The sequence below is a fragment of the Mycobacterium sp. NGS48 genome (assembly GCF_059812585.1).
In genome coordinates this window covers 81,452-106,127 of the sequence record NZ_JCALCY010000011.1, presented here as the reverse complement: position 1 = coordinate 106,127, position 24,676 = coordinate 81,452, and the positions used below count along the sequence as shown (strand labels likewise).

26 protein-coding genes are annotated in these 24,676 nt (G+C 66.2%); 4 read left to right on the top strand and 22 right to left on the bottom strand.

Going from position 1 to position 24,676, the window contains the following annotated elements:
* Positions 1-28 precede the first annotated feature (28 nt).
* The 11 genes from AC5Y42_RS18245 to AC5Y42_RS18195 form a co-directional block, all read right to left on the bottom strand.
* On the bottom strand, positions 29-661 hold the full coding sequence (locus AC5Y42_RS18245) for a MerR family transcriptional regulator (protein ID WP_499899991.1): 633 nt from the start codon (positions 659-661) through the stop codon (positions 29-31).
* Positions 662-888: 227 nt separating this feature from the next.
* Positions 889-1,383 carry a bifunctional nuclease family protein gene (locus AC5Y42_RS18240; RefSeq protein ID WP_065012871.1) on the bottom strand — a complete coding sequence of 165 codons (495 nt, stop codon included), beginning with the start codon at positions 1,381-1,383 and terminating at the stop codon, positions 889-891.
* 108 nt (positions 1,384-1,491) lie between these two features.
* Positions 1,492-2,235, bottom strand: a complete 744-nt coding sequence (gene ftsR / locus AC5Y42_RS18235) for a transcriptional regulator FtsR (RefSeq protein ID WP_499899990.1) — start codon at positions 2,233-2,235, stop codon at positions 1,492-1,494.
* Entirely contained in the window at positions 2,235-2,708 is a 474-nt protein-coding gene (garA, locus tag AC5Y42_RS18230) for a glycogen accumulation regulator GarA (RefSeq protein ID WP_065012869.1), read from the bottom strand. Before garA ends, ftsR begins: the two co-directional genes overlap by 1 nt.
* A gap of 157 nt (positions 2,709-2,865) precedes the next feature.
* Positions 2,866-3,261, bottom strand: coding sequence for a glycine cleavage system protein GcvH (gene gcvH / locus AC5Y42_RS18225; RefSeq protein WP_499899989.1), 396 nt, complete (start codon positions 3,259-3,261; stop codon positions 2,866-2,868).
* Positions 3,262-3,286: 25 nt separating this feature from the next.
* Entirely contained in the window at positions 3,287-4,117 is an 831-nt protein-coding gene (locus AC5Y42_RS18220; RefSeq protein ID WP_499899988.1) for a DUF881 domain-containing protein, read from the bottom strand.
* A gap of 16 nt (positions 4,118-4,133) precedes the next feature.
* Complete coding sequence (locus tag AC5Y42_RS18215) at positions 4,134-4,466, bottom strand: small basic family protein (RefSeq protein ID WP_499899987.1); 333 nt, start codon at positions 4,464-4,466, stop codon at positions 4,134-4,136.
* Positions 4,467-4,515: 49 nt separating this feature from the next.
* Positions 4,516-5,427 (bottom strand): DUF881 domain-containing protein, encoded by a 912-nt coding sequence (locus tag AC5Y42_RS18210; RefSeq protein WP_499899986.1) that lies wholly within the window; start codon positions 5,425-5,427, stop codon positions 4,516-4,518.
* Entirely contained in the window at positions 5,414-6,016 is a 603-nt protein-coding gene (locus tag AC5Y42_RS18205) for a CDP-alcohol phosphatidyltransferase family protein (RefSeq protein WP_499899985.1), read from the bottom strand. The genes AC5Y42_RS18210 and AC5Y42_RS18205 overlap by 14 nt, the downstream gene beginning before the upstream one ends.
* A gap of 16 nt (positions 6,017-6,032) precedes the next feature.
* Entirely contained in the window at positions 6,033-8,357 is a 2,325-nt protein-coding gene (gene secA2 / locus AC5Y42_RS18200) for an accessory Sec system translocase SecA2 (protein ID WP_499899984.1), read from the bottom strand.
* A gap of 105 nt (positions 8,358-8,462) precedes the next feature.
* Positions 8,463-10,100: an acetolactate synthase gene (locus AC5Y42_RS18195; RefSeq protein WP_499899983.1), complete on the bottom strand. Its 1,638-nt coding sequence runs from the start codon at positions 10,098-10,100 to the stop codon at positions 8,463-8,465.
* A 100-nt stretch (positions 10,101-10,200) separates the two neighbouring features.
* On the opposite strand from AC5Y42_RS18195, the gene AC5Y42_RS18190 reads away from it, so the two are divergent.
* Positions 10,201-12,114, top strand: a complete 1,914-nt coding sequence (locus tag AC5Y42_RS18190) for an ABC transporter ATP-binding protein/permease (protein WP_499899982.1) — start codon at positions 10,201-10,203, stop codon at positions 12,112-12,114.
* A gap of 84 nt (positions 12,115-12,198) precedes the next feature.
* Here the strand turns inward: AC5Y42_RS18190 and AC5Y42_RS18185 are convergent, their stop codons facing one another.
* The 3 genes from AC5Y42_RS18185 to AC5Y42_RS18175 all read right to left on the bottom strand — a co-directional run bounded on the left by AC5Y42_RS18185 (position 12,199) and on the right by AC5Y42_RS18175 (position 14,978).
* Positions 12,199-13,647: an FAD-binding protein gene (locus AC5Y42_RS18185; protein WP_499899981.1), complete on the bottom strand. Its 1,449-nt coding sequence runs from the start codon at positions 13,645-13,647 to the stop codon at positions 12,199-12,201.
* A gap of 52 nt (positions 13,648-13,699) precedes the next feature.
* On the bottom strand, positions 13,700-14,200 hold the full coding sequence (locus AC5Y42_RS18180) for a VOC family protein (protein WP_499899980.1): 501 nt from the start codon (positions 14,198-14,200) through the stop codon (positions 13,700-13,702).
* A 91-nt stretch (positions 14,201-14,291) separates the two neighbouring features.
* Positions 14,292-14,978: a TetR/AcrR family transcriptional regulator gene (locus tag AC5Y42_RS18175; protein WP_499899979.1), complete on the bottom strand. Its 687-nt coding sequence runs from the start codon at positions 14,976-14,978 to the stop codon at positions 14,292-14,294.
* Positions 14,979-15,091: 113 nt separating this feature from the next.
* On the opposite strand from AC5Y42_RS18175, the gene AC5Y42_RS18170 reads away from it, so the two are divergent.
* Positions 15,092-15,535: a nitroreductase family deazaflavin-dependent oxidoreductase gene (locus tag AC5Y42_RS18170; protein ID WP_499899978.1), complete on the top strand. Its 444-nt coding sequence runs from the start codon at positions 15,092-15,094 to the stop codon at positions 15,533-15,535.
* On the opposite strand, the gene AC5Y42_RS18165 is transcribed toward AC5Y42_RS18170, so the two are convergent.
* From AC5Y42_RS18165 to AC5Y42_RS18155, 3 genes are all read right to left on the bottom strand, one after another.
* Positions 15,529-16,230, bottom strand: coding sequence for an Rv1815 family serine proteinase (locus tag AC5Y42_RS18165; protein WP_499899977.1), 702 nt, complete (start codon positions 16,228-16,230; stop codon positions 15,529-15,531). The genes AC5Y42_RS18170 and AC5Y42_RS18165 overlap by 7 nt on opposite strands.
* Positions 16,231-16,350: 120 nt before the next feature.
* The gene (locus AC5Y42_RS18160) at positions 16,351-16,950 is read right to left on the bottom strand and encodes a LysM peptidoglycan-binding domain-containing protein (RefSeq protein WP_499899976.1); all 600 of its coding nucleotides are present in this window, start codon (positions 16,948-16,950) and stop codon (positions 16,351-16,353) included.
* 38 nt (positions 16,951-16,988) lie between these two features.
* Positions 16,989-17,915, bottom strand: coding sequence for a sterol desaturase family protein (locus AC5Y42_RS18155; protein WP_499899975.1), 927 nt, complete (start codon positions 17,913-17,915; stop codon positions 16,989-16,991).
* Between the two features lie 74 nt (positions 17,916-17,989).
* Between AC5Y42_RS18155 and AC5Y42_RS18150 the strand changes: the two genes are divergently transcribed.
* Entirely contained in the window at positions 17,990-18,910 is a 921-nt protein-coding gene (locus AC5Y42_RS18150) for an alpha/beta hydrolase fold domain-containing protein (protein WP_499899974.1), read from the top strand.
* Positions 18,907-20,112 (top strand): NAD(P)/FAD-dependent oxidoreductase, encoded by a 1,206-nt coding sequence (locus AC5Y42_RS18145; protein WP_499899973.1) that lies wholly within the window; start codon positions 18,907-18,909, stop codon positions 20,110-20,112. The genes AC5Y42_RS18150 and AC5Y42_RS18145 overlap by 4 nt, the downstream gene beginning before the upstream one ends.
* Here AC5Y42_RS18145 and AC5Y42_RS18140 read toward each other — a convergent pair.
* The 5 genes from AC5Y42_RS18140 to AC5Y42_RS18120 form a co-directional block, all read right to left on the bottom strand.
* Entirely contained in the window at positions 20,109-20,837 is a 729-nt protein-coding gene (locus AC5Y42_RS18140) for an MgtC/SapB family protein (protein WP_499899972.1), read from the bottom strand. The two genes, AC5Y42_RS18145 and AC5Y42_RS18140, sit on opposite strands and share 4 nt — an antisense overlap.
* A 79-nt stretch (positions 20,838-20,916) precedes the next feature.
* On the bottom strand, positions 20,917-22,251 hold the full coding sequence (locus AC5Y42_RS18135) for a PPE family protein (RefSeq protein ID WP_499899971.1): 1,335 nt from the start codon (positions 22,249-22,251) through the stop codon (positions 20,917-20,919).
* Between the two features lie 31 nt (positions 22,252-22,282).
* A complete protein-coding gene (locus tag AC5Y42_RS18130) occupies positions 22,283-23,497 on the bottom strand; it encodes a PPE family protein (RefSeq protein WP_499899970.1) in 1,215 nt (404 codons plus the stop codon).
* Between the two features lie 504 nt (positions 23,498-24,001).
* A complete protein-coding gene (locus AC5Y42_RS18125) occupies positions 24,002-24,286 on the bottom strand; it encodes a WXG100 family type VII secretion target (RefSeq protein ID WP_065012885.1) in 285 nt (94 codons plus the stop codon).
* Between the two features lie 55 nt (positions 24,287-24,341).
* A complete protein-coding gene (locus AC5Y42_RS18120; RefSeq protein WP_499899969.1) occupies positions 24,342-24,638 on the bottom strand; it encodes a WXG100 family type VII secretion target in 297 nt (98 codons plus the stop codon).
* Positions 24,639-24,676: the final 38 nt, after the last annotated feature.

Below are 24,676 nucleotides of genomic sequence, written 5' to 3'. Positions count from 1 at the left end.
TTCGCGGAGAAAGGGGTGGAAAAGGGTGTCAGCCGATTTTTCGGTCGCGGTGTTTGCGACGGGACGCCAACTCGTCCTCCGGCGCGGCGATGGACTCGCCGCCATCGGCGCGCTCGCCGGGGAAGTCGGCGATAGCGCCGGTCAGCTCACGCATCGCGCCGGACACGGCGATGCCGAACACGCCCTGGCCGCCCTGCAGCAGGTCGACAACCTCTTCGGCCGAGGTGCACTCGTAGACGGTGGTGCCGTCGGAAAACAGCGTGATGTTGGCCAGATCTTGGACACCACGCTGGCGCAGATGGTCCACCGCGACGCGGATGTTGTGCAACGAGATTCCGGTGTCGAGCAGTCGTTTGACGATCTTGAGGACCAGGATGTCCTTGAACGAGTAGAGCCGCTGGCTGCCGGATCCGGCCGCGCTGCGGATCGACGGCACCACCAGCGAGGTGCGGGCCCAGTAGTCCAGTTGGCGGTAGGTGATGCCGGCGATCTGGCAGGCGCTCGGGCCGCGATAGCCCACGAGTTCGTCGGGCACCGAGTCATCGGGAAACAGGCCGCCTTGCACCGGTTCGCTCGGCGCGTCGGGCTGCGTTGTGGCGTCGTCTCCGATCGTGAGGCCAGACCCGAGGTCCAACTGGTCCTGACGCGGTTGATCGCCCACGATGCTTCCTCTCGCCGATCGCGCTCGTTCGGTGGCTGCCTGGCAGCCGCGTTTGCTCAGGCCGAGTGCTTGTGAGCATACGCGTTTGGACGTGCTGTCGTCTTCGCCCTCGACATCAAAGTATGGCCGCCACGACAGTCGCTCCCCGCTATCGACCGGGCGTGTCGACGTCGAACTCCCAGATGAGACGCATCCGTGATGTTGATTCGGCCGGCAACACCCAACGGCTAAGTCGCCTTGAAATCGTCGGGCGACACGCTGTCCAAAAATTCCTTGAACTTCTCGACCTCGTCCTCACGGACAGCGGTGGCGGGCTCGTCGTCGTTCTCGTCGGGTATCAGCAGACCCGCCTCGGCGAGCACCGCCTCCTCGACGTAAATCGGCACCCCGACCCGCAGCGCGATGGCCACCGAGTCGGACGGCCGCGCCGACACGGTGATGTTGCGGTCGAAAATCAGGTCGGCGTAAAAGGTGCCTTCCTGCAAGTCGACGATCCGCACCTCTTTAAGTGAATGCCCAAGCGCGGCAATCAGATCCCGAATCAGATCGTGGGTCAGTGGCCGTGGCGGCTCGACGCCCTGCTGCTCCAGGGCGATCGCGGCAGCTTCGGACTGGCCGATCCAGATCGGCAGGTAGCGGTCACCGTTGGCCTCCCGCAGCAACAGCACTGGCTGGTTCTGCGGCTGCTCGACGCGAATGCCGACGACGCGAACTTCACCCATCTGTGACTGCCCTCCGCAACCTACCGCCCTGTCCAACGCAGACCTGGCTCGACGCCGCGGTGGAACACCAAGCCGCCGAACACAAGCTGTCGTGGAAAGTCTAGTCCTTCAGCGGTGCAGAACGTCGCGCACGGCCGACTTGATCAACGAGGTGTGCAAGGTGATCGCCAGGGCGGCTACCTCGCGCGCCAGGTCGTCGGCGCGGTCCCGGGCGCCGGCCTTGCCGGCTTTGACGAGCGGGCCGGCGATCTGCGCGATCAGGTCGGATTGGCGGTCCGCCGCCGAGCGGAACGCCCGCAGGTGACGGGGCTCGACACCGTAGTCAGAAAGCGCCCGGGCGCATTGCAGAATCACCACGGCGTGCTCGTCGAAGAACCCGCCGGGGCCGGTCGTGATCACTCCCGCCTTGAGCAGCGCCGTCAACAGCTCCTCGTCCACGGCGGAGCGCTCCAGCAGGTCTTCCCTGCTCAGCCGAACGCTGGTCGGCCCGACCGCCGCCGGGTCTGCTCCGGCGCCGGCCGCCCCGTTGCCCGCTACCGGCACCAATCGCGGTACGCCATAAGGCGATCCGGAGAGCGGCAACTCACCGTCCGGCTGAGCGTCCAGTTGCGCCTTGATCACCTTCAGCGGTAGATAGTGATCGCGCTGCGCGGTCAGGATGAAGCGCAACCGCGCGCAGTCGTAGGCGGTGAACCTCCGATACCCCGATGCGGCCCGCTGCGGCGTGACCAGGCCCTCGGCCTCCAGGAAGCGAATCTTGGAGATCGTCACATCCGGAAAGTCCGGCCGGAGCAGATCCAGGACCGCTCCGATCGACATCCCGGCCAGGGCGGGGGTATCGGGTGCGGTCACTAGCTTCCCGGACTCCCGTCGTCGTCACCGGCCTTGGGGCCGGTCAAAAACACCAGGCGAAACTTGCCGATCTGGACTTCGTCGCCGTTTGCCAGCACGGCCGAGTCGACCGGTTCCCGGTTGACGTAGGTGCCGTTGAGGCTGCCGACGTCGACGACGTGGAACTCGTCGCTTTCCAACCGGAACTCGGCGTGCCGCCGGCTCACCGTGACGTCGTCGAGGAAGATGTCGCTGTCGGGATGCCGGCCCGCCGAAGTCGTTGCCTGGTCGAGCAGGAAGCGGGACCCGGCGTTGGGTCCGCGTTTGACGACCAGCAAGGCCGAGCCGACCGGCAGTCCTTCGACGCCGGAAACCGCGCTCTCGCCGCCCGCCTGTGCGGGAGCGTCCAGTTCATTGAGGAAGTCGGCGCGGAAGACCGATGTCGTCTCCACGGTGACTTCGTCAGAAGTCTGGTCGTTGTCCTTTTCCGTCACCCGCTGCTCCTCACTGGCCGCTGTGGCGTTGTCTGATCGGGCTCGTTCGACCGGTTTCCCGCCGGCATGACGGTCGATGTGTCGACCGTACCGCGCACGGGTCCGCAATGTGCCCACCACCGCCGGATCGGCGGCTGAGTCGGACGATAACAAGGCCTCATTCGGTCAATGAGCCGCGGTAGGCCTCGGCGTCCAGCAGTTCTGCGAAACCCTGCTCGAGGGCCGCACCGTCGAGCTCGAGATCCAACAGCCAGCCGGCGCCGTACGGGTCGGAGTTCACCAGTTGCGGGCTGGACTCCAGATCGCCGTTGACCGCAACGACTTTCGCTGAAAGAGGCGCGTAGAGATCCGACACCGACTTGGTCGATTCCACCTCGCCGAACGATTCGCCCGCGGCCACATCCGTACCGACGTCGGGCAACTGCACGAACACCACGTCGCCAAGGGCCGACTGTGCGAAGTCGGTGATTCCCACCCGCACGGTGTTATCGCCGGTGCGGCGAATCCACTCGTGTTCGGCGGTGTAGTGCAGGTCGGGCGGGATTTCGCTCACGGTTGTCCTGTTCTTCCTCGGGTGCTCACTTGACAGGCTGAGCGTATTGGCGCGGTTTCGGTTGTCGCAAGGCGGTGACGTCCAGGTGGTCGGCCTGCTGCACCGACATCGCGCCGCCGACCCGTTTGACGCTGTCGACGGCGCCACCCGGGATATTCATCGCCGCAGCCAGTGTGGGCGGATCGCCAATCGCCAGAACGGAATACGGCGGCGTTAGAGTTTTTCCGTCGATGGTCAGCGCACCCGGCGCGCCGATCACCCAGGTGTCGACGCCGACCCGCACCGCCTGCGCAGCGCTGCGGATCTCGATGGCTTCAGCGCCGGCGGCGCGCAATTCGTTGATCACGTCGAGCATCGCTTCGGGAGCGACGCCCGGCCCGGGGTCCTCGATCGTCACTGTCACCCCGGGGCCGGTGGCGCCGACGGTGCCGATCAGAATCGACAGCGCGGCCAGCCTGGCCTGCGCGTTCTCGATGGCGGCCTGGTCGCTGCTGCCCGAGGCCTGCAGCGCGCTCAAGGTGCGCTGAAGTTCGGCCACCTCGGTGTTCAGCGTGGCTTCGCGTTGCCGCAGCGAGTCCAGCAGTACGAGCAGATCGGCCGGTCGGGCGGTGTCGAGCGCGTCGCCGGATTCGTTCTGGCGCACCTGGGTGACGATGGCGACACCGAGCAGCAGGCACAGCAACACCGCCAACGCGCCGAACACCGTACGGCCGCGCCGCAACATGCCCGTCAGGCCGCGCGACCGCAGGCTGCCGATCTCGGGGCGGGGACGATGCGGAGGCAGTTCGTGTCGGCCGTGCTGGGCCGCATCGCCGGATTCGGCGTCGCTGTCGTGGGGTGCTGGTTGGTCGCTCATCTCGGTCCTCTACCGGTCAGGCTCCGAACAAGCGGCGTCGCAGCGCGGCGGCGTTACCGAAAATACGGATGCCCAACACCACGATGATCGCCGTGGATAACTGTGTCCCGACGCCCAATTGGTCGCCGACGTAGACGATCAGCGCCGCCACCAAGACGTTGAACACGAACGACACCACGAACACCTTTGGATCGAAGATTCGCTCCAGATAGGCGCGCAGCCCGCCGAACACGGCGTCCAGCGCGGCGACGACGGCGATCGGCAGATACGGCTGGATCACGTCGGGGACGCTGGGATGAAATACCAAGCCCAGCACGATGCCGACGACCAACGCCGCGATGCCGATCATCGAAGTCCCTCTTCGTTCCCTGAATCGCTCGTAACGCGAAATTCTGCCACTAAGACCCAATCTGTTTGGCGAACTTGACATCTCGGACCGCGCCGGCGGGCAGCGTCAGCTCGTCGCGAGAACTCACGTCGACGCCAACGCGGTAGGAGGTCTCCAGCAACCGTAGGCGGTGCAGTCCGGGGCTGCTGCCGAACACATCCTGCATCGCGCGCGGCGGCCCGACCGCGAGGATCGTGTACGGGCTGGCGATCGGATTGTTGTCGACCAAGATCGCCCCGCCGGCCTGCCGGATGGTCACGTTAGGCCCGACCCGGACACCGCCGATCGCAATCGCCTCGGCGCCACTTGCCCACAACGAGTTGACCACGAGCTGTAAGTCGCGGTCGAGGATGATCTGCCGGCTGCCGGCCACCCGCTGCTTGGACACGTCGGAGAGATTCGGGCCGACGCCGGGGTCGGTCACCGTCACACTCAGACCGGGGCCGGTGACCGCGGTGGTGGCGGCGGCCAGGCTGAGCGCGTCGAGGCTGGCCAGCAGCCGCCGGCCCTCGGCGTCGTCGACGAGTGCGCGGTGCGCAACGTCGTCGACGTGTGCCGCCAGCGCGTTGCGGCGCGCGGCCAGCCCGTTGGTGGATGCCTCTTCGGTGCGCACATTGCGCAACAGCACCTGCTGGGCGGCGGTGACGCCGGGTGCGACCAAACGGGCTTGGGCGACCGCGGCGGCGAACACCAGCGCCACCAGTAACGCCGCCAACGCTTGCCACAGCCAGTCGGCGGCGCGAGCCCGGCCGCCGGAGCGTTCACGCGCGGCGGCTGCCGCCGCATAGCCAGGGTCCAGATGCTCAGAGAGCAGGGCACGCAGCAGCGACGGCACCGGGATGAGTTGCGGTCGGCCCGCCTCGTGGACATTGCGGCCGGCATTGGGGTCGTAGCCGCCGAGCGTCTGGTCAGCCACTGGCACCTCGGGACTCCACCCGGGGCATTCGGCGCATCACCACCACGATCTGGGCCGCATACAACACGAACGACCACAGGTACATGTACAGGCCCCAGACCAAAAAGGCCCACCCGCAGGCCAGCACGATCCGGCTCCACTGCGCGTCCCACTGGCCCAACAGGATCAGCGGAAAGGCCGACATCAGAGCAAATGTCGCGGCCTTGCCGACGTAAAGCACCGGGAGCGCGGTAAAGCCCCGGCTGCGCAGTAACGGCAGTTCCAGGGCCAGCAGCACGTCGCGTGCCAACAGCGCGGCGATGATCCACCACGGCACCAGCCCGCGCAGCCCGAACGCGATCGGAACCGTCACCATGTAGAGCCGATCGACCGTCGGATCCAGCAGCTCCCCCAATTTGGAGGACTGGTCCAGCAGCCGGGCGATTTTGCCGTCGGCCCAGTCAGACGCGCCGGTGAACATCAGGATGGCCACCGCCCAGGCATCCGCATGAGTAGCCAGCAGCAGATAGACAAAGACCGGCAGCAGCGCCAGCCGGATCGCGCTCAGTGCGTTGGGCACCGTCACGATCCGGTCGTGCGCGGGCCCCTGGGTCATGAGGGGTGACCTTAGCTCAGCGGAATATCCCGGGCAGGCTGAGTGCGGACAGTGTCTCGTCGGCCAACGGGTTGTCGTGGACCATGTAGGTCCAGGTCGAGGTGGGCCGCGCCAACTTCGACAGGTCTATTCCCGGCTCGTCCTCGACGGTCGGCGAGGTCTCCAACGTCTGCTGGGCGGCTTCGATCGCGTCGGCCGCCAGCGACGCGAACGCGTCGACGGCCATCCGGTGAAATTCGTCGAGCGGATTCTGCCGGCCCAGGGCCCGCAAGTGGATGCTTTCGCGGATGTCGGCCAGATACGCCAGATGGTCGGCCCACCCGCGGTCCAGGTGATAGAGCATGATCAGCCGGCAGATCTTTTCCAAACGCTCCTCGGAAAGCGTCTCGGACAACTCCTGGTAGCGCTTGGGCGCCAGCTCGGCTAGCTCCTCGCGCGCAGTTGCCGTGGACAGCAACGTGTTTCGGCGCTCGACGATGATCGCGCGCTGCTGGGCGGTCAACTGGTTGTAGCGCCAGGTGTTGGCGTGCACATCCAGCATCCGGCCCTCGGCAACCCGTTGGGCGTGGTCCAGCAAGCCCGCCGCCTTGGAGCTGGTGATGCGCCCGTCGTCGTCGGTATCCATCGGCAGCTTGGTGGACTCGAGGTTGGCGGCGACGACGTCGTCCTCCCAACTGGAGAAGAACACCGACGACCCCAGGTCGCCCTGACGTCCGGCGCGGCCACGCAGCTGGTTGTCCAGCCGTTGTGTGTTGTGCCGACCGGTGCCGATCACGTGCAGCCCGCCCAGCTCGACGACCTTTTCGTGGTCGGACTCGTCGGAGCCGCCCAGCCGGATGTCGGTGCCGCGCCCGGCCATCTGGGTGGACACCGTCACCGTGTCCAGCTTGCCGGCCTCGGCGATCACCCGGGCTTCCTCCGCGTCGTTTTTGGCGTTGAGCACCACCGCAGGCACACCGCGACGCACCAGCCGCTCGTGCAGCTCCTCGGATTCGGCCACGTCGCGGGTGCCGACCAGCACCGGCTGTCCGCTCTCGTGCACCTCGGTGATGTGCGCGATGACCGCGTCGTTCTTGGCCGCCGCGGTGATGTAGACCCGATCAGCCTCGTCTTCGCGGATGTTCGGGGTGTTCGGCGGAATCGGCGAGACCCCGAGTTTGTAAAACTGGCGCAGCTGCTCACCGGCGGCCAGCGCGGTGCCGGTCATGCCGCACACCGTCGGATACCGGTTGATCAGCGCCTGCACCGTGATGGTGTCGAGCACCTCGCCGGTTTCGGTGGTCTCGATGCCCTCCTTGGCTTCCACCGCCGCCTGCAGGCCGTCCGGCCAGCGCTGCAGCTGCGCGATGCGCCCTCGAGAGGCGTTGATCAGGTGTACTGCGCTGTCGCGGACGATGTAATGCACGTCGCGGTGCAGCAGCACATGGGCGTGCAGGGCGACGTTGACCTCGGTGAGTGTGGTGCCGACGTGTTCCTCGGAGTACAGGTCGATACCGCCGAGCGCCTTTTCGACTTTGCGGGCGCCGGCGTCGGTCAAATGCACGTTGCGACTGTCGGAGTCGGTGTCGAAATCCTCGCCCGCCCGCAGCTCGCCGACCAGATTGATGATCTCCACCCGCGGGGTTTCCCGGTGAGTGGTTCCGGCCAGCACCAGCGGCACCAGCGCCTCGTCGACCAGCACCGAGTCGGCCTCGTCGATCAGCGCAACGTCGGGGTTCGGCGACACCAGGTCGTCGACGTCGGTGACCAGTTGGTCGCGCAGCACGTCGAAGCCGATTTCGTTGACCGAGGCATACGTGATGTTGCAGGTGTAGGCCGCCCGGCGTTGTTCGGCCGTCGATTCGGCGGTAACCCAGCCGACGGTCAGGCCCAGCGCCTCGAGCAGCGGACCCATCCATTCGGCGTCGCGGCGGGCCAGGTAGTCGTTGATCGTGACGACGTGAACGTGCCGCCCGGCCAGGGCATATCCGGCGGCGGCGATCGCACCGGCCAGCGTTTTGCCCTCGCCGGTGGCCATTTCGATCACATCACCGGCCAGCATGCGCAGCGCGCCCAGCAACTGCACGTCGAACGGTCGCAGCCCGGTGGACCGTTCGGCGGCTTCCCGGGCGATCGCCAGGAACTGCGGGATGTCGGCGGAGGCGGCGAGGTCGTCAAGCTTGAGCAGGCCGGCGGCCTTGCGCAGCTGCTCGTCGTCGAGGTCGGCGGCCTTCTTGTCGTACTCCGAGGAGGCGGTGACCTCGGCAAGCGATCGGCTTTGGTTCTTTTCGGTGCTGGCGCCCAGCAGCCGCCAGAATCGGCTGCTCAGGCGGCTCGGCTGGGCGCTGGTCGTCTTGGGCACAGATCAACGGTACGCGGAGCACTCCGCTGCGGCGCGAGCGTGCGTGTTCCAGTTCAAATACGGACGAATTCCGGTTCTACGCACGCTCGCGGAGCAGCCGGCCGATCAGGCGAGGTTCGATCGGCGGGGGTAGGCGACATCCGGGTCGGTGAGGACGTTGACGACGGCAGGTAGCCCACAGGCGAACGCCCGCTCCAGCGCGGGCCGCAACTCGCCGGGCGCCGACACCAGCTCACCGTAACCGCCGAGGGCACGCACGACCTCGTCGTAGCGGGTTTCCGGGCGCAACTCGGCCACCACCGAATAGCCATACAGCGCTTCCATCGGGTGCTTCTCCAGCGCCCAGATCCCGTTGTTGCCCACGACTGACACCACCTGTACGGCGTGCCGGGCCAGGGTGTCCCACTCCATCCCGGAAAACCCGAACGCGCCGTCGCCCTGCAGCAGCACAACCTGGCGGTCGGGTCGGGCCAGCTTGGCGGCCAGCGCATAACCCGGACCAGAGCCGAGGCAGCCGAACGGGCCGCTGTCGAGCCAGGCGCCCGGGACATGGCTGTCGATCACCCGGCCCGCGTAGGAACCGAAGTCACCGGCGTCGACGACGACAATCGCGTCGCGGTCCAGCAGCGGCGCCAGTTCGGCGTATACCCGCATCGGGTGCAGCGGGGCTCGGTCGTCGGCCAAGTCGGCCTGCTCTCGGCCGCGCGCCGCCGTCTCGGCCGCACACAAATCGGCGATCCAGTCCTCGTCGCTGATCGGCGCGCCCTCGCTCAGCGCCGACAGGGTCGTCGTCAGGTCGCCGTACAGCGCGGCCGCCACCGGCCGGGGATGGTCGCGGTCCGGTGCGGCGCGGTCCGCCACGATCAGCTGCGTCTTGTCGCCGAACACCGCGCCGAAGCCCAGCCGAAAATCCATCGGCACACCGACGACCAGGGCAACGTCGGCCTCCCCCAAGGCTTTTGAGCGCGCCCGCGAGAACGCCAGGTCATGATCGGCCGGTACGGTGCCGCGGGCCATTCCATTCATCAGTACCGGGATCCGCCGCTGCTCCACCAGCTGCAGCAACGCGTCTTCGGCATGACCCCACCACACGTTGGTGCCGGCCATAATGACGGGGCGCCGCGCTGCGGCCAGCAAGCCGACGGCCCGCTCGAGCGCGTCGCCGTCGGGCGGCGGTAAGGCCGGCACGTCGGTCAACGCGCCCGGCCGGCTGTCGTCCACAGCTTCGGAAAACACGTGATCCATCGGGAAATCGAGGAACGCCACCCCCGACGGCGCCGCGACCGTAGCCCGCAGCGCGTCGTCGATGAGCCCGCACACCGCGTCCGCAGACTGTGCGGTGGCCGCGTACCGGGCCAACGGCGCGACGAACGGGACATGATCGATTTCCTGCAGCGATCCCATGCCCCACCGCAGCGCCGGTGCCCGACCGCCAAGCACCAACAGCGGGGATGCGTTTTGTTGCGCGGCGGCCATTGCGCTCATTCCGTTGGTGACGCCGGGCCCCGCAGTCAATGCGGCCACACCCGGCTGCCGGGTGACTTTCGACCAGCCTTCGGCGGCGAAGGCGGCGGTCTGCTCGTGGCGGGTGTCGATCAGCCGGATGTCCTCGCTGCGGCAGCCGTCGTATATGGAGAACAGGTGGCCACCTGACAAGGTGAAGATCGTGTCGATCCCGCTGGCTTTCAGCCGGCGCGCGATGAGTCGGCCGGCATGCAAGGTGGTCGCAGCGTCGATGCTCACCCGGCGAGCCTAGCCGCGGCTGCGGTAGCTTCGCCGGGAAAGTTTCGTCAGGCCGGCGTTCGACGGACGCTGGGCAGGGACCAAGAGGCAGGCGCACACAGTGGAGCTGTTCAAGCCGTCCATCGACTGGGGCCGTGCCCTGGTCGATTCGTTGTCATGGGTGGGGCTGGCGTGGGTGATCAGCGCAGCGTGCGTGGTCGTCGTGCTTGTGGCGCTTCGGTTTCTCACGCCGTGGGGCCACCAATTCTGGCGGATCACCGGCGGTTATTTCGCCGGCCGCCACAGCATCCCGGTGTGGCTGATGCTGGGCATCCTGCTGCTCTCGGTGGTGATTGCCGTGCGGCTCAATGTGTTGTTCAGCTACCAGGCCAACGATCTGAACTCGTCGATACAAACCGCCGTGCAAGGCATGGCCACCCACGACGATGACGTAAAACAGTCTGGGGTGCATGGCTTTTGGATGTCGATCCTGATTTTCAGCATCATGGCGGTGCTACACGTGATGCGGGTGATGCTCGACATCTATCTCACCCAGCGCTTCATGGTCGCGTGGCGGATCTGGCTCACCGACCGGCTCTCCGGTGACTGGCTGAACGGGCGGTCTTACTACCGCGGCCGATTCATCGATGGCACGATCGACAATCCCGACCAGCGCATTCAGCAGGACATCGACGTCTTCACCGCCGGGGTGGGAGCCACGCCTAACGTGCCGTCCAACAGCACCGGCAGCACGCTGCTCTTCGGCGGGGTCCAGTCGATGCTGTCGGTCGTTTCTTTTACGGCCATTCTGTGGAACCTGTCGGGCACGCTCACCGTCTTCGGGGTCAGCATGCCCAGGGCGATGTTCTGGATCGTCATCCTCTACGTGTTGGTGGTTAGCGCCATTGCGTTCTGGGTCGGCCGGCCGCTGATCTGGCTCAGTTTTCGCAACGAGCTCACCAACGCCGCCTTCCGCTACGCGCTGGTGCGGGTGCGCGATGCCGCCGAAGCCGTCGGCTTCTATCGCGGCGAGCGGGCCGAACGAGTGCAGCTGTCCCAGCGGTTCCGGCTGATCATCGACAACTACCTGCGATTCGTAAATCGGACGATCGGCTTCACGGGGTGGAATCTGTCGGTGAGTCAGGCCATCGTCCCATTGCCCTGGGTGCTCCAGGCGCCTCGCTTGTTCGCCGGACAGATCAAGTTCGGCGACGTCATCCAGACTGCAACAGCGTTCGGCAGCATTCACGACGGGCTGTCTTTCTTCCGCAACGCCTATGACCAGTTCGCCAGCTACCGGGCGGCGATCATTCGGTTGCACGGCCTGGTCGACGCCGACGAGAAAGCACGCGAGTTGCCCGAAATTCTCACCACGCCAAGTGTCGATGATTCGGTCGACATCGAGGGCGTCGAGGTGCGAACCCCGGACGGCAGCCAGCTCATCGATTCCCTCGACGTGCACCTGTCGGTCGGTGACGCGTTGGTGATCACCGGTCCGTCGGGCAGCGGGAAGACGACTCTGCTGCGCAGTCTTGCGGAGTTGTGGCCGTATGCATCCGGGACTTTGCGACGGCCGGATGCCGCAAACGAGACGATGTTCCTGTCCCAGCTGCCGTATGTGCCGCTGGGCGATCTGCGGGCGGTGGTGTCTTATCCCGCCTCGACTCATGAGATCCCGGATGACGAGCTGCGTGACGTGTTGGTAAAAGTGGTGCTGCCCCACCTGGTTGATCGCCTCGACGAGGACCAGGATTGGGCCAAGGTGCTCTCACCCGGCGAGCAGCAGCGGGTTGCATTCGCCCGCGTTCTGTTGACCAAGCCCAAGGCAGTGTTCCTCGATGAGGCCACCTCGGCGATGGACGAGGGGCTCGAGCTGGCGATGTATCAGTTGATGCGTGAAGAGTTGCCGGACACCATCGTCGTCAGCGTCAGCCACCGCAGCACGGTTGAGCCGCATCACGATCAGCGCCTGCAACTGCTCGGCGAAGGCCGGTGGCGGCTGGGCCCGGTCGACGAAGAGCCGGCGCGCGTGTAGCGCTGTCTTTGCCCGCGAGCGTGCGCAAAAACGGGTTTAAACGCGGCGTGTCGACCGGGGACACGCACGCTCGCGGCAAAAAATTCAGCTCGCCGCGTGTGCTCCGGCGCGGCGGCCGAAGAACGATCCCTCGCCCAACTGGGTGCCGCTGGCATAGCCTTTGCCGTCCTGGGCGATATTGGACGCGCAGGCCCCCGCCGCATACAAGCCGGCGACGACCGTGCCGTCCTCGCGTAGCACCTGGCCGTCGGCGGAGGTCGCCAGCCCGCCGATGGTGAAGCCAGCGTACATCGCCTTACCGAGCGACAGGTCGAATGCACCCCATGGCCCATTATCTTGCGGCGCAAGAAATTCCGGTTGCTTGTGAAAATCGGGATCTTCACCGCGGGCGGCGAACTGATTGTAGCGATCCAGCGTCGCGACCAAGTTACCTGACGGAATACCCAGCGCTGCTTCCATTTCCGAGACCGTCTCCCAGCCGTCGATCAACGGGACCAGCGGTACCTGGGGATGCCGTAGGTGTGCCTCATCGACGATCAGGAACGCAGCGCTGTCGGGTTGGTCCATCACGAAACCCGATGTGCGCGAATGGTAGGAGTCTTCGGCAACGAACCGCTTGCCTTGCTTGTTGACGATGATCCCGGTGAGCAGGATCGACGGCGGATACGCCGGAGCGGTGATGAAAATCTGGTCCATGTGCTGAGTGGCGCCACCGGCCGAGACCCCCAACCGGATACCTAGCCCGTCGTCGTAGGTGTTGCCCAGCACGAACGGCTTTTCGGCCAGCTTGGGCGTGTAGGTGGCCACCATCTCGGGATTCATCACGAAGCCGCCGGCGGCCAGGATCACCGACTTAGCCCGGATGGCACCGGTTTCGGCGAACTTCTTCCACAGCACCCCGGACACCGCGCCCGATTCGTCTACCGCCAACGCGGTGGCACCGGTTTCGTAACGAATTTGCACACCGAGGTTTTCGGCCCGCTTGAGCAGCAGGTCGATCACCAACTTGGCCCCTTCGGTGTCGCCGGGTACTGGCACCTTGTGTCCGCGCGGCGCGGGTACGGCCTGATCCTTGAACGGCCATACCTTTTCGTTGCCGGTGTACATCAAGCCTTCGGTGTTGGGCTGAATCACTGCCTTTTCCGGGTAATAACTGCGCTCGAACTGAAAACCCAGGTCCTCCAGCCAATTGAAGTGCTCGACGCTGCCATCGCAGTAGCAGCGGATCTTGGCATGGTCGGGCCGACGTGACACCGAGACCAGATACTTGAACATTTCGTCGGCCGAATCCGGGTGTCCGGTTGCTTGCTGAACCGCGGTCCCGCCGCCGAGGTAGAAGTGTCCGCCGGCCATTGCGGTGGTGCCGCCCGCCGCGGCGGCGCGCTCCAGCACCAGCACCCGGGCACCCGCGGCCGCCGCGCTGACTGCCGCACAGCCGCCGGCAATGCCGAAACCGACCACCACGACGTCGACGTCATCCGACCAGGAGGTCACGTCGTTCGTGATGACCGTTGCTGGTATCTCGGTGCTCATTGGCGCCACTCCTCTTCATCGCTCTTGTGCTCTGCATCGTCGTTGGCGCGGCTCATTGCTGCTCCTGTTTGATGTAGTCGAAGAACTGCCGGATCTCGTCACTGATGTACGCGATCTCCACGAACGGCACTCCGGACTGCGGTGCGGACAGGTACGCGAACTGCATGCCGCCCGGCATCGTGCCCTGCTGGACGACGGAAGCCCCGTGCGCGTCGGCTTCGGCGATCATCGCGGTAAAGCTTTCAGTGCTGTCGGCCTCGACGCAGATGTGGTGCAGGCCTGGCCCGCACTCCCGCAGAAAGTCACTATAGATATTCTGCCCGCGCACCGGCGCGATCAACTCCAGCTGCATGTCGCCGAGGTAGCTCAACGAGATGCTGGCGACGAAATCGGCGGGCTCGCCGTGGTAGCTGCAGGTGTCCGGGGCGAAATGCACCTCCGGCATCCGGAACCACTTCTTGACGCCTAATAGGCCGGTGAGAGCTGTTTCGGTGGCGTTCAGGTCGTGGGTCACCCAAGCGATCTGGACCGGCGACTGCGCGGGAAGGCTCATCGCTTCGCAGAATAGCCCAGTGCCGCCGCCCGCAAGAAAGATGTTGCCACCGCCCGCACTGCCATGGCTGGGCAACCGGCGTGAACACGTTCTAATTCTGCTGTTTCAGCAGACCGGCCAACAGCCGGACCTGGGAGTCGAACACCGCCTCGGGGTCGGTGAGCGTGTCCGAGCCGTACTGTCCGAACACCTCAAGGCTGATCGCGCCCACCAGGCCGGCCCAGATCGCGAAGCATTTGGCGACGACGGGATCGTCGCCGGGAAAACCGAACTCGTGTCGGAGACGGTCGAAGTCAGCCGATACAGGTTGCGGCGCAGCACCATTCGTCAAAACGATGTCCCCGGTCGTTATCCCTGCGGCGACTGCGTCGAACAACGCGCCAACCACCCGGGTGCCTGGACCAATCGTTCGCTCGGCCGGGGCGTGATAGCCGGGCACCGGACTGCCGTACAGCAGCGCCCAGCTGGCCGGGTGAGCGATCGCCCATCGGCGGGCGGCGTGCGCGATCGCCAGCACATCGTCGCTCCACACCTCGGGGTCGGCGGCGCGGGCGTGGTCGACGGCATCGGCCAACGTGGAATAGGCGTCGACGAGCAGCCGCGTCAGTAGCTCGTCGCGACTGGACACATATCGGTACACCGCCGAGGACACCATGCCCAGGTCGCGCGCGATGGCGCGCAGCGACAGCCCGGCCGCGCCGTAATCCACCAGGTGTCGGCGGCCCAATTCGAAGATTTGCGCCTCGATACGTTCGCGCGCTTCGCGCCTTTTGCCCATTTGGGCGAGTCTGACACAACAGAGATCACCGCTCTTGCTTTTTCGGGCCCGGTACGGCAAAGTCGGCGCAGAGAGCGGTGCTCTCAAAGTGAATCGAGGCAGGAGGACAGGCCATGTCGGTGCGCTACGACGAACCGAACCGGGCGGCCCGCGCCGCCAACCGGCTTATTCGCGGACTGGCTGACCTGGGTGTCAGCATTGCCGGCACCCGGGCCCTTCGGGTCCAGGGGCGCAAAAGCGGGAAACTGCGCCACGTGGTGGTCAATGTGCTGAGCGTCGATGGAGTCAACTACCTGGTGTCGCCGCGCGGCAACACCCAGTGGGTCCGTAACGTGCGGGCCGCCGGCTTCGTCGACATCGGGCCGCGTTGGCATCGTCGGCGGGCCCGGGCCACCGAGCTGACCGACGTCGACAAGCCAGAGCTACTGCGGCGCTATCTGGACAGGTGGTACTGGGAGGTCAAGGGGCACATGGCCGGGCTCACGCCCGAGTCCGACGAACGGCAGGTACGCGCGGCGGCGCCGGAGATCCCGGTCTTCGCCCTGGCGAGTCACTGACTGGCGAGCTTGGCAAGCGCTGCCGCCGCCGGGTGTCCCCTGACGTCCTCGAGGACCTGCTGCGAGGTGGCCCGCCAGGACACCGCGGTGGGGAAATCGCCCCATGTGCTGTTGAAGATCCCGGCGATCCGAGCCGGCCCGGCGGCATTGTTCACATACACCGGCCCGCCGGAGTCGCCCTTCTGGCTGACCACACCATGCGCCATGGTGAACCACCCGTTGTTGACGCTGTCAATCGTTCCGCAACTCTCGCCGGTGACGACACCGAAATGGCACACCGCGTCACCGGGCTTGATGGCCAACCCCGGATCCGACTCCAGTGGGCGCCCGCTCGGCAGGACATTGTTCGCCATGACGTCGGGGGCCAACACAATCGATTCGTAGTCGGTGATGGGCTGGTCGGTGGCCACCGTCGCGCCGTTGGGGGTGTTGTCCCGAAACGTCGCCAGGCTGCCGATAACACGGTTGTCCTTGTCGGTCACCGGGCCATCGCCGCGGCAATGACCGGCGGTAAAGGCGACCCGCAGCGCCGGGTCGACGTAGCCCAACGTGCAGAGCTGACCGCCCTGGTGAATCTCCATCCCCGGAAAAACCGGCACGGGGTCGGCGTGGACCACCGTCGACGGCAGCCCGGCCGCCAACGCTGTGGCAGCGACGGCCGCGGTGAACACGCGGGTGGCTTGGCGGCGCACCATAGACTCCGATCCGTCCGGGCCCGCCTGGTGCCGGCCGCTGGTGAGGTTATCGGCGTAGTGCTGTCAAACGTTAGCGCAGTCGAATCGACTCCGACGGCGGTATCGTCAACCAGCCTGATATCAGGGAATCGTCAGCACTTGGCCGGGTTGGATCAGGTCGGGGTTGGAGATGCCGCTGGCGTCGGCGATGACCTGGTATTTGCTGCCGTCGCCGTAGAAGCGCTCCGCGATGGCCCACAGGGTGTCCCCGGCCACGACGGTGTAGGTCTGCGGCTCGGGTTGCGGCGGCGGCGTCGGCTCGGGTTCCGGTGCGGGGACTGCTTCCTCAGGAGCGGTCGTCACCTCGGGTGCAGGCGGCTCAGCCGCCGGCGACGGCGTCGGCTGCTCGGCGGTCTCAGTTTTGGTCGACCACGCGGGCCCGTCGGCGGCATAGAGCACCAGATTGCGGTCGTCCTGCAGCACCAGCCGGACGTTCTTCTTGCCCTTGGTGTCGCTGTGCCACACCGGCTTGTCGGCGGTGTAGAGGACAAAGTTGCCGTCGCGTTGCACCTCGGCGCGCACGGCGTCCTGGCCGCTGGTCCCCGTCGACCACAGTGCCTCGCCGCGAGACGCCAGCACCAAATTGCCGTCGTCGTGCAACGTCAGGGTGTAGGCCCCGTTCCGGGAGGTTAGCGACTCCCCTTTGACCAGCTTCTGCCCCTCGGTCAGCGTGTCTCCCACTGCATTTCCTTTCTCGCCGGGCCAGGGCCGGCTCTCGGTCAGGTGAGCGCCGGCGACTCGACGTCGCTTCGGTGCGCGGTGCGCGGTGCCCAGCCTGGTGGACCGAACAGGTAGCCGAACCGGTCGCGCAGCCGTGTCGCGGAGCGCAGATCGCGGACGATCGCCAGATATTCGTGGGTCTGCAACGTCCAGATGTTGTAAGTGTCGACTTGTTTGGTGAGCCCGTAATGCGGACGGAACGTCTCCTGCTGGAACGTGCCGAACAACCGGTCCCAGATGATCAGGATCCCGCCGTAGTTCCTGTCGAGGTATTCAGGGTCCATGCCGTGGTGCACCCGGTGATGTGACGGCGTGTTGAAGAGGAATTCGATAGGGCGCCACATCGTGTGGATCCGCTCGGTGTGCACCCAGAACTGGTAGATCAGGCTGACCGAAAAGCTGACGAAAACCATCCAGGGCGGAATCCCCAACAGCGGCAACGGTATCCACATCAAAATCTCACCGCTGTTATTCCACTTCTGGCGCAGGGCGGTGGCGAAATTGAAATACTGGCTGGAGTGGTGGGCCTGGTGGGTGGCCCAGATCAGCCGGACCCGGTGGGCGATGCGGTGATAGCAGTAATACAGCAGATCAACACCGAGGATCGCGATGACCCAGGTGTACCACCGGGTGGCGGGCAGGTGCCATGGCGCCAGGTAGGCATAGATCGCCGCGTAGCCCAGCAGAGCCAGGAACTTCCAGCCGGCGGTGGTGGCGACCGAGACGAGTCCCATCGAGATGCTGGCCCACGAATCGCGGACCAGATAGGCGCCGGATGCCGGCCGAGCGGACCGCTCGATGTGTTCGAGCTTGCGCGCCGCCGTCCATTCCAGGATCAACAGCAACAGGAAAAACGGGATGGCGAACAACACCGGGTCGCGCATTTGCTCCGGCAGCATGGCCAGGAAATCCGCGAACGCATCCACAGCAGACACCATATGCCTTGCCGCCGGGATGGGGCGGCTGGTCTAACCTGCGCGCACCGTTCAGACTGTCGCTGATGAAGGCGATCGACCGTACGACGCTCACGCCCGGCCTTGCTCAGCGGTTGCTGCGCTCCACCGGCGTCCGCAACCGGCTGTTTCCCGCGGCGAAGCTCGACCAGTGGGCTGCTCACCCGAGACCGCCGTACGCCGGTCAGCCATCCAAGCGGGTGCTCAAACGAATCCGGGTCGAGCGGGTGGACCTCGCCGGCCGCCCGGTGTACGAGGTCAGCCCGCGGCTGGTCGACCAAGACGCGCTCAGCGGTCATCTGCTGTATCTGCATGGTGGCGCCTACGTGCTCGACCTGCTCCCCCATTTTCACTGGCCGGCCATTGCAAAGCTGGCCAACACCTTGCGGCGCACGCTAACCGTGCCGATCTACCCGATCGCTCCCGAACACAGCTACCGCGAGGTGTTTCCATTTCTGCTGCAGACCTACCGGCGCCTGCTGGACGCCCGTGAACCGAATTCAATTGCCTTCATGGGTGATTCGGCCGGCGGCGGGATGGCCTTCGCGCTGTGTCACGCGGTACGCGACGCCGGGCTGGCACAGCCGAGCGACGCGGTGCTGCTGTCGCCCTGGATGCACGTCGCGCTGCCCGACCCCGGTGTGACCGCCGTCGCCAAGATCGATCCGTTGCTGAATCTGGACGATCTGCGCGCCGCGGGAATCCGCTATGCGGGCGGCGATCCGCTGGACACCCCGTTGGTCAGCCCGAGTGTCGGACCGCTGACGGAACTCCCGCGGCTGACGGTGTTCACCGGAACCCACGATGTGCTCAATCCGGACGCTCGCGCCTTCCATCAGCGCGCGACGGCGCACGGACTAGACATCGGCTGGTACGAACGACCGGGCGGGATGCACGTGTGGATGCTGCTGCCCGGTCGGCACGGCGGTGAGACGCTCACCCAGATCCAGCAGGTGTTGAGCCCTTGAGCGACATCCTCGTCATTGGTTCGGGCTTTGCGGGCTTGTGGGCCGCGCTGGGCGCGGCTCGCCGCCTCGGTGAACTAGGCGTGCCCGACGGTGATGTCGACGTTACAGTGTTGAGCCGCAAGCCCTTCCACGATATCCGGGTCCGTAACTACGAGGCGGACCTGAGCGCGTGCCGTATCCCGCTCGCCGACGTGCTCGACCCCGCCGGTATCACCCATCTCGCCGCCGAAGTGACCGCGATCGACACCGATGCACGGGCCGTCACCACCTCGACGGGAACAGCACACCGCTACGACGGTCTGGTGTTGGCCTCGGGCAGTCAGGTCGTCAAGCCCGATATCCCCGGCTTGCGAGACTTCGGGTTTGACGTCGACACCTACGACGGCGCCATGGCGTTGGCGCAACATCTACGCAGGCTGGCGAGCGGTCCGTCGACGCCCGCAGCGGCCACCGCCGTCGTGGTCGGCGGCGGGCTGACCGGCATCGAAACCGCCTGTGAGCTGCCCGGCCGGCTGGCCGCAGTGACCGACGCAATCGCGCCGCGAGTGCTACTCGTCGACCGGAACCCGTGGGTGGGGTCCGATATGGGCCCGTCGGCGCGCCCGGTGATCGAACAGGCTTTGTCCGAAAACGGTATTGAGACCAGGTTGGGGACGGGAGTCGCCGAAGTAACCCGGCGGGGCGTGTCCTTCTCCTCGGGAGAGCAGATCGACGCGGCGACAGTGGTCTGGTGCGCCGGCATGCGGGCCAGCCCGTTGACTGCCCAGCTGCCTGTGGCCGGTGATCGGCTCGGGCGGGTGCGGGTCGACGACTATCTTCAGGTGATCGGAGTCCCGGCGCTGTTCGCGGCCGGTGATGTCGCCGCCGCCACGATGGACGACGACCACCTGTCGGTGATGTCATGCCAGCACGGTCGACCAATGGGCCGCTACGCCGGTTACAACGTCGTCAGCGATCTGCTCGGCGAACCGATGCTGCCCCTTCGAATCCCTTGGTATGTCGCAGTTCTCGACCTTGGAGCGGCCGGCGCCGTGTACACCGAAGGTTGGAACCGCCAGGTGGTGGCCTGTGGCAGCGAGGCCAAATCGACGAAGCGGACCATCAATACCCAGCGGATCTATCCGCCCTCGAGCGGTGGCCGCGCGGCATTGCTGGCTGCTGCCGCACCAGATTTGCAAGGCCGGCCTGAAATTGGCGGCTAATCGGGCTGCGGTGCGGGCGGCATCGGGTTGGCCTGGTCGCCGGCGTACCAATGCACCGCGTGCACACCCGGCTGCAACGAAAGTTCGGCGACGAGCCGCTCGAGCCGGGCCGGGGCGTGGCCGTCGCTGAGCAGATACGCGGTCAAGGCGACGTTGTCGTCGGGGGCCCGCCCGGTGTGGATGCCGCGCAGCACAAAGTCGTTCCCGCTGGTGCGCTGCACGATCTGGGCGCGAGCGTATTTCTCGGACTTGGGGCGACAGATCAGCTGCAGTTGATAGGGCTGCTGGTCTTCGTCCTCCTCGACGATGTTGTCGTGGTCGATGAGGTGTCCCAGTGGGCGCCCCAAAAGGTGGGTGGCCACGACGGTTCCGGTGGCGATCAGCGCGAACAGCAGGTGCCCGGCGGCGGCCAGCACCCCAACCGCGGCCGAACACCACAGGGTGGCGGCGGTGTTGAGCCCGCGGACGTTGAATCCCTCGCGCAGGATGACCCCGCCACCGAGGAAACCCACACCGGACACCACATAGGACGCGACCCTGGTGGGGCTGGTGTCGTTGGCGGCGACGGCGTAGAGCACGAACAAGGTGGCGCCGGCTGCCACCAGGGCGTTGGTGCGCAGCCCGGCCATCCGCGCCCGCCACTGGCGCTCCAGCCCGATCATCGCTCCACAGCCCAAGCCCACGGCCAACCGCAGCGCGAAGTCGGCGGTGCTCAGCGTCTGCATCACGCTCCCCTGTCGTCCCGACGTGTCGTTCTCAGTGTGGACGACGTTGACGCCCACCGCGCGCCGGGGCGATGACGGACTACAGCGACTGTGGTTTGGCGGGTTTGGCTTTGCCGGACACGTGCACGGCGTGGACGCCCGGCTTCTTCGACAATTGCGCGAGCAAGCTCTCGAGCTGAGCGTGGTCAGTGTGCCAGTGCTGCACCGATTCCGGTTTCTGCGACATCTCCGCCAGCACACGCTTGAGCTTGTCCGGCGTCTGGGCGTCGTTGCCGGCAGCGGGCCGGCCGACCTTGGCGGCGGGTCCGCCCACAACCCTGGCGGGAGCAGCGCTCCCCAGCGCGCTGCCGGCCATGCCGGCCAGGGCCAGCGAACCGAACAATCCGGCCGGGCCCTCCGCGATCACCGTCGGGGCGGCGCCCACACCGGTGCCCTGTAAAACGCTGGCCGCCAGGCGGATTGTCGGGGTGGCCGCGGCCCAGCTGGGCGGCACGGCCAGTGCTCCGACCATGCCCGCGTTGCCCATCCCCGCCGAGACGGCCGACGCTGCCGAGCCGGCAACTCCGGCGACACCGGCGACATGTGTTGCCGTACCGAGTCCCGCTGCCAGCGCTCCGGTTCCGGCGCTGGCGGATGCCGACGTGATCGCCCGCACCGCTGCCGCGAGCCCGAATATCACGGTGATCAACACGTCGTTAGCCGGCAGGATCAGCTTCGGAATTGCTTCGATATACGCGCTGATTTGGGACAGCGTGGGCGGATCGGCCAGCGGTGCTTGCAGGGCTTGCAGCGCCTGCGGTGTCGTGGACATCAGCTGCGACAGTGTGCTGTGCGTGCTGGCGCCGGTCGATTGAGCGGTCCCAGCGAGCTGGGTCAGCGCGCCGCCGGACTTAGCGACCTCCGGCGCCGCGACAAACGGGGTCACTCTCGAGGCGGCCGCCGACTGACCGGCGTAGCTGTACATCGCCGCGGCGTCCTGGGCCCACATTTCGCCGTACTGAGCCTCGGTGGCCGCGATCGACACGGTGTTCTGCCCGAAAATGTTTGTCGTTACCAGCGACGCGAGTTGGCTACGGTTGGCCGCGATCACGGGCGGAGGCACCATTGCGGCGAACGCGGTCTCGTAGGCGACTGCGGCCATCCGAGCCTGGATGGCGGTCTGCTCGGCTTGGGCTGCCGTGGTATTCATCCACGCCGCGTAAGGCGCTGCCGCGTTCATCATGGCGGCCGAGGACGGGCCTTGCCATGATTCTGCCGTCAGCCCGGAGACCGTGGCGCTGTATGCGGCCGCCGATGAACGCAGCTCCGCGGCCAGCCCGTCCCAGGCCGCTGCTGCAGTTACCATCGATCCCGAACCCGGGCCGGCGTAGATGCGAGCGGAATTGATCTCCGGTGGGAATGCCCCGAAATCCATTGCTAGTCCCCTTGCTTCGTGACGAGCATCGTCATTCGTCCGCCGGTATCACGATGATCGTTGCCGTCGTGGCGACATCGGCTCCGCCCATGGAGGCCGCAGTCGTGCCCCCTACCGAGCGGGCAACGCTGCCGCCGGTACCGGCGATGGCACGACCGGCCAGACTCGACAACGCCATCTGGCTGAAGAGACCTTCTGAGCCCTCGGCCATGACAGCCGGGGCGGCTCCGAGGCCACTGCCCGGCAACACAAAGGCCGCCGGTCTGATCGCCGGCGCGGCGGCGGCCCAGCCTTGCGGCACGGACAGCTTCCCGACCATGCCGGCGTTGCCCATCCCGGCCGATACCGCCGAGCCGACGCCGGTGGCCCCGAGTGCATGCGTCCCCGCGCCGAGCTCGCCGGCCAGCAACGAGCCGGTGCTGACCGGTGACCCGAGCGCGGTCGCCAAGTTCTGCCCCACCATCGGCAACAGCACGTTCTGAAACGCCAACAGGTAGGGCACGCCGGCGACCGGGAAGTAGGAGATCGGCGAGGTAGGGCCGGTGATGAAATCCAGAAACGACGTGGGCGGATCCGCCGCCGGCGCCAATGGTGCGGCGAAGCTCTGCAGTGTTTTGGGTACCGCGGACACCAGCTGCGACAGGCTGGTCTGGGTATTTGCGCCCGCCGATCTGCCGACCGCCTGGGCGATCGTCGCAGCCTGTGCGGTCAACCCGTCTGTCCTGGTGGTGTCTGGCGGTGGGGTGAACGGTGTCAACTGGGTCGCGCTTGCCGAAGCAGCCGCATAGCCGTACATCATGGCCGCGTCCTGCGCCCACATCTCCGAATAGTGGAATTCGGTGGCTGCAATCGCCGCGGTGTTCTGCCCCAGCAGGTTGGTGGCGATCAGCGTCATCAGCAGACTGCGGTTGGCGGCGATCACCGGCGGCGGAACGGTGGCGGCGAACGCGGTCTCGTATGCGACCGCCGCCGCCTTGGCCTGACTGGCGGTCTGCTCGGCCTGCGCCGCACTGGCACTCATCCACGCCACATATGGCGCGGCGGCCGCCGCCATCGCCAGCGACGTCGGGCCCTGCCAGGCTCCGCCGGCGAGACCTTCGATGACCGATTGATAGGAGGAGGCCGTCGTACCCAACTCGGCGGCCAGCCCGTCCCAGGCGGCCGCGGCGGCGATCATCGGCCCGGATCCGGGTCCGAGGTACATGCGGCCGGAGATGATTTCCGGCGGTAACGCTCCGAAATACATTTCGACTACCTTTCGGCCTTAGCTAGCGCAATCCGGGCCGGTGGTTGTGCTGTCTTTTGAAAAGCTGGCGGTCCTATCGATGATGTTGAGTCCCGAGTTGGTTGCTGCGGTTGGCTTTTCGTACGCCCGAGCCGTCGCTCTGTTGTGTCGCTTGATGATCAGCGATCATTGTTCGGTTTAGATTGCGGCAACGTGACCAACCGATAAACCTATTGGCAAACAACGAGTATGTGGCGGCGGCGCGCCGAAACCATTGTGTAAATGTGTGCAGCACCGAGAGAAATCACCGGCGGGACCCGGCTATGACCCCCTGGTGCGCCATTGTCGATGCATGCGCCGCTGGAGAAACCCGTCGACGTGATGGTTTCGGCGCAGTGCATCGAGTTCGTAGGCACGCCAGAAGCTTTCGGCATGACACGCCATCCGCGGCACGCCTGCGGTGAAAGTTTTCACCGCCGGTGATGCAGAGCCGGCGCGACGATCGGGACGTGCCATGAGCCGGGATCAGGCCCAGCTGGAGCCGACGGCGGAGTCGGTGGAGGCCATGTTGTTGCCGGCCGTTTGGACTTTTTGGCCGTGGGCGTTGGCTTGTTCGTAGATGACTTGGAAGTTGCGGCCCAGTTGGGTGATGAACTCTTGGCAGGCCACCGAGCCTGCGCCGCCCCAAAAGTCGCCGGCGGCAAGCACATCGCGGACGATGGCCTGGTGTTCGGCTTCCAGGGAGGCGGCCTGGGCGCGGATCAGCGCGCCGTGGGCGTCCACGTCGCCGAATTGGTAGTTAATAGTCATCTACGTCTCCTAACGTGAAGAAAAGCGTACTCAGCCGTCGCTGGCATGTGGCTGTTTAGCTGCTGAGTATTTGCTGTGAGGTCTGTTCTTGGGATTCGTAGTTGTTGGCGTCGCGGATCAGCCCGTCGCGCACGCCGTGGAGCATGTTGACGATGTTGCGAAACGCGGTGTTCATCTGGCCCATGGTGTCGTGAGAGGTCAGTTGGGCGGTTCCGCTCCAGCCGGCTCCGGCGATGTTTTGGCTGGAGGCCCACATTTTGCGGGCCTCGTCCTCGACGGTCTGGGCGTGCACGTCGAAACGGCCGGCCATGTCGCGCATGGCGTGCGGGTCAGTCATAAAACGCGTAGGCATCTCAATGTCTCCTTTGTGTGCGTCACTGGCAGTGTGAA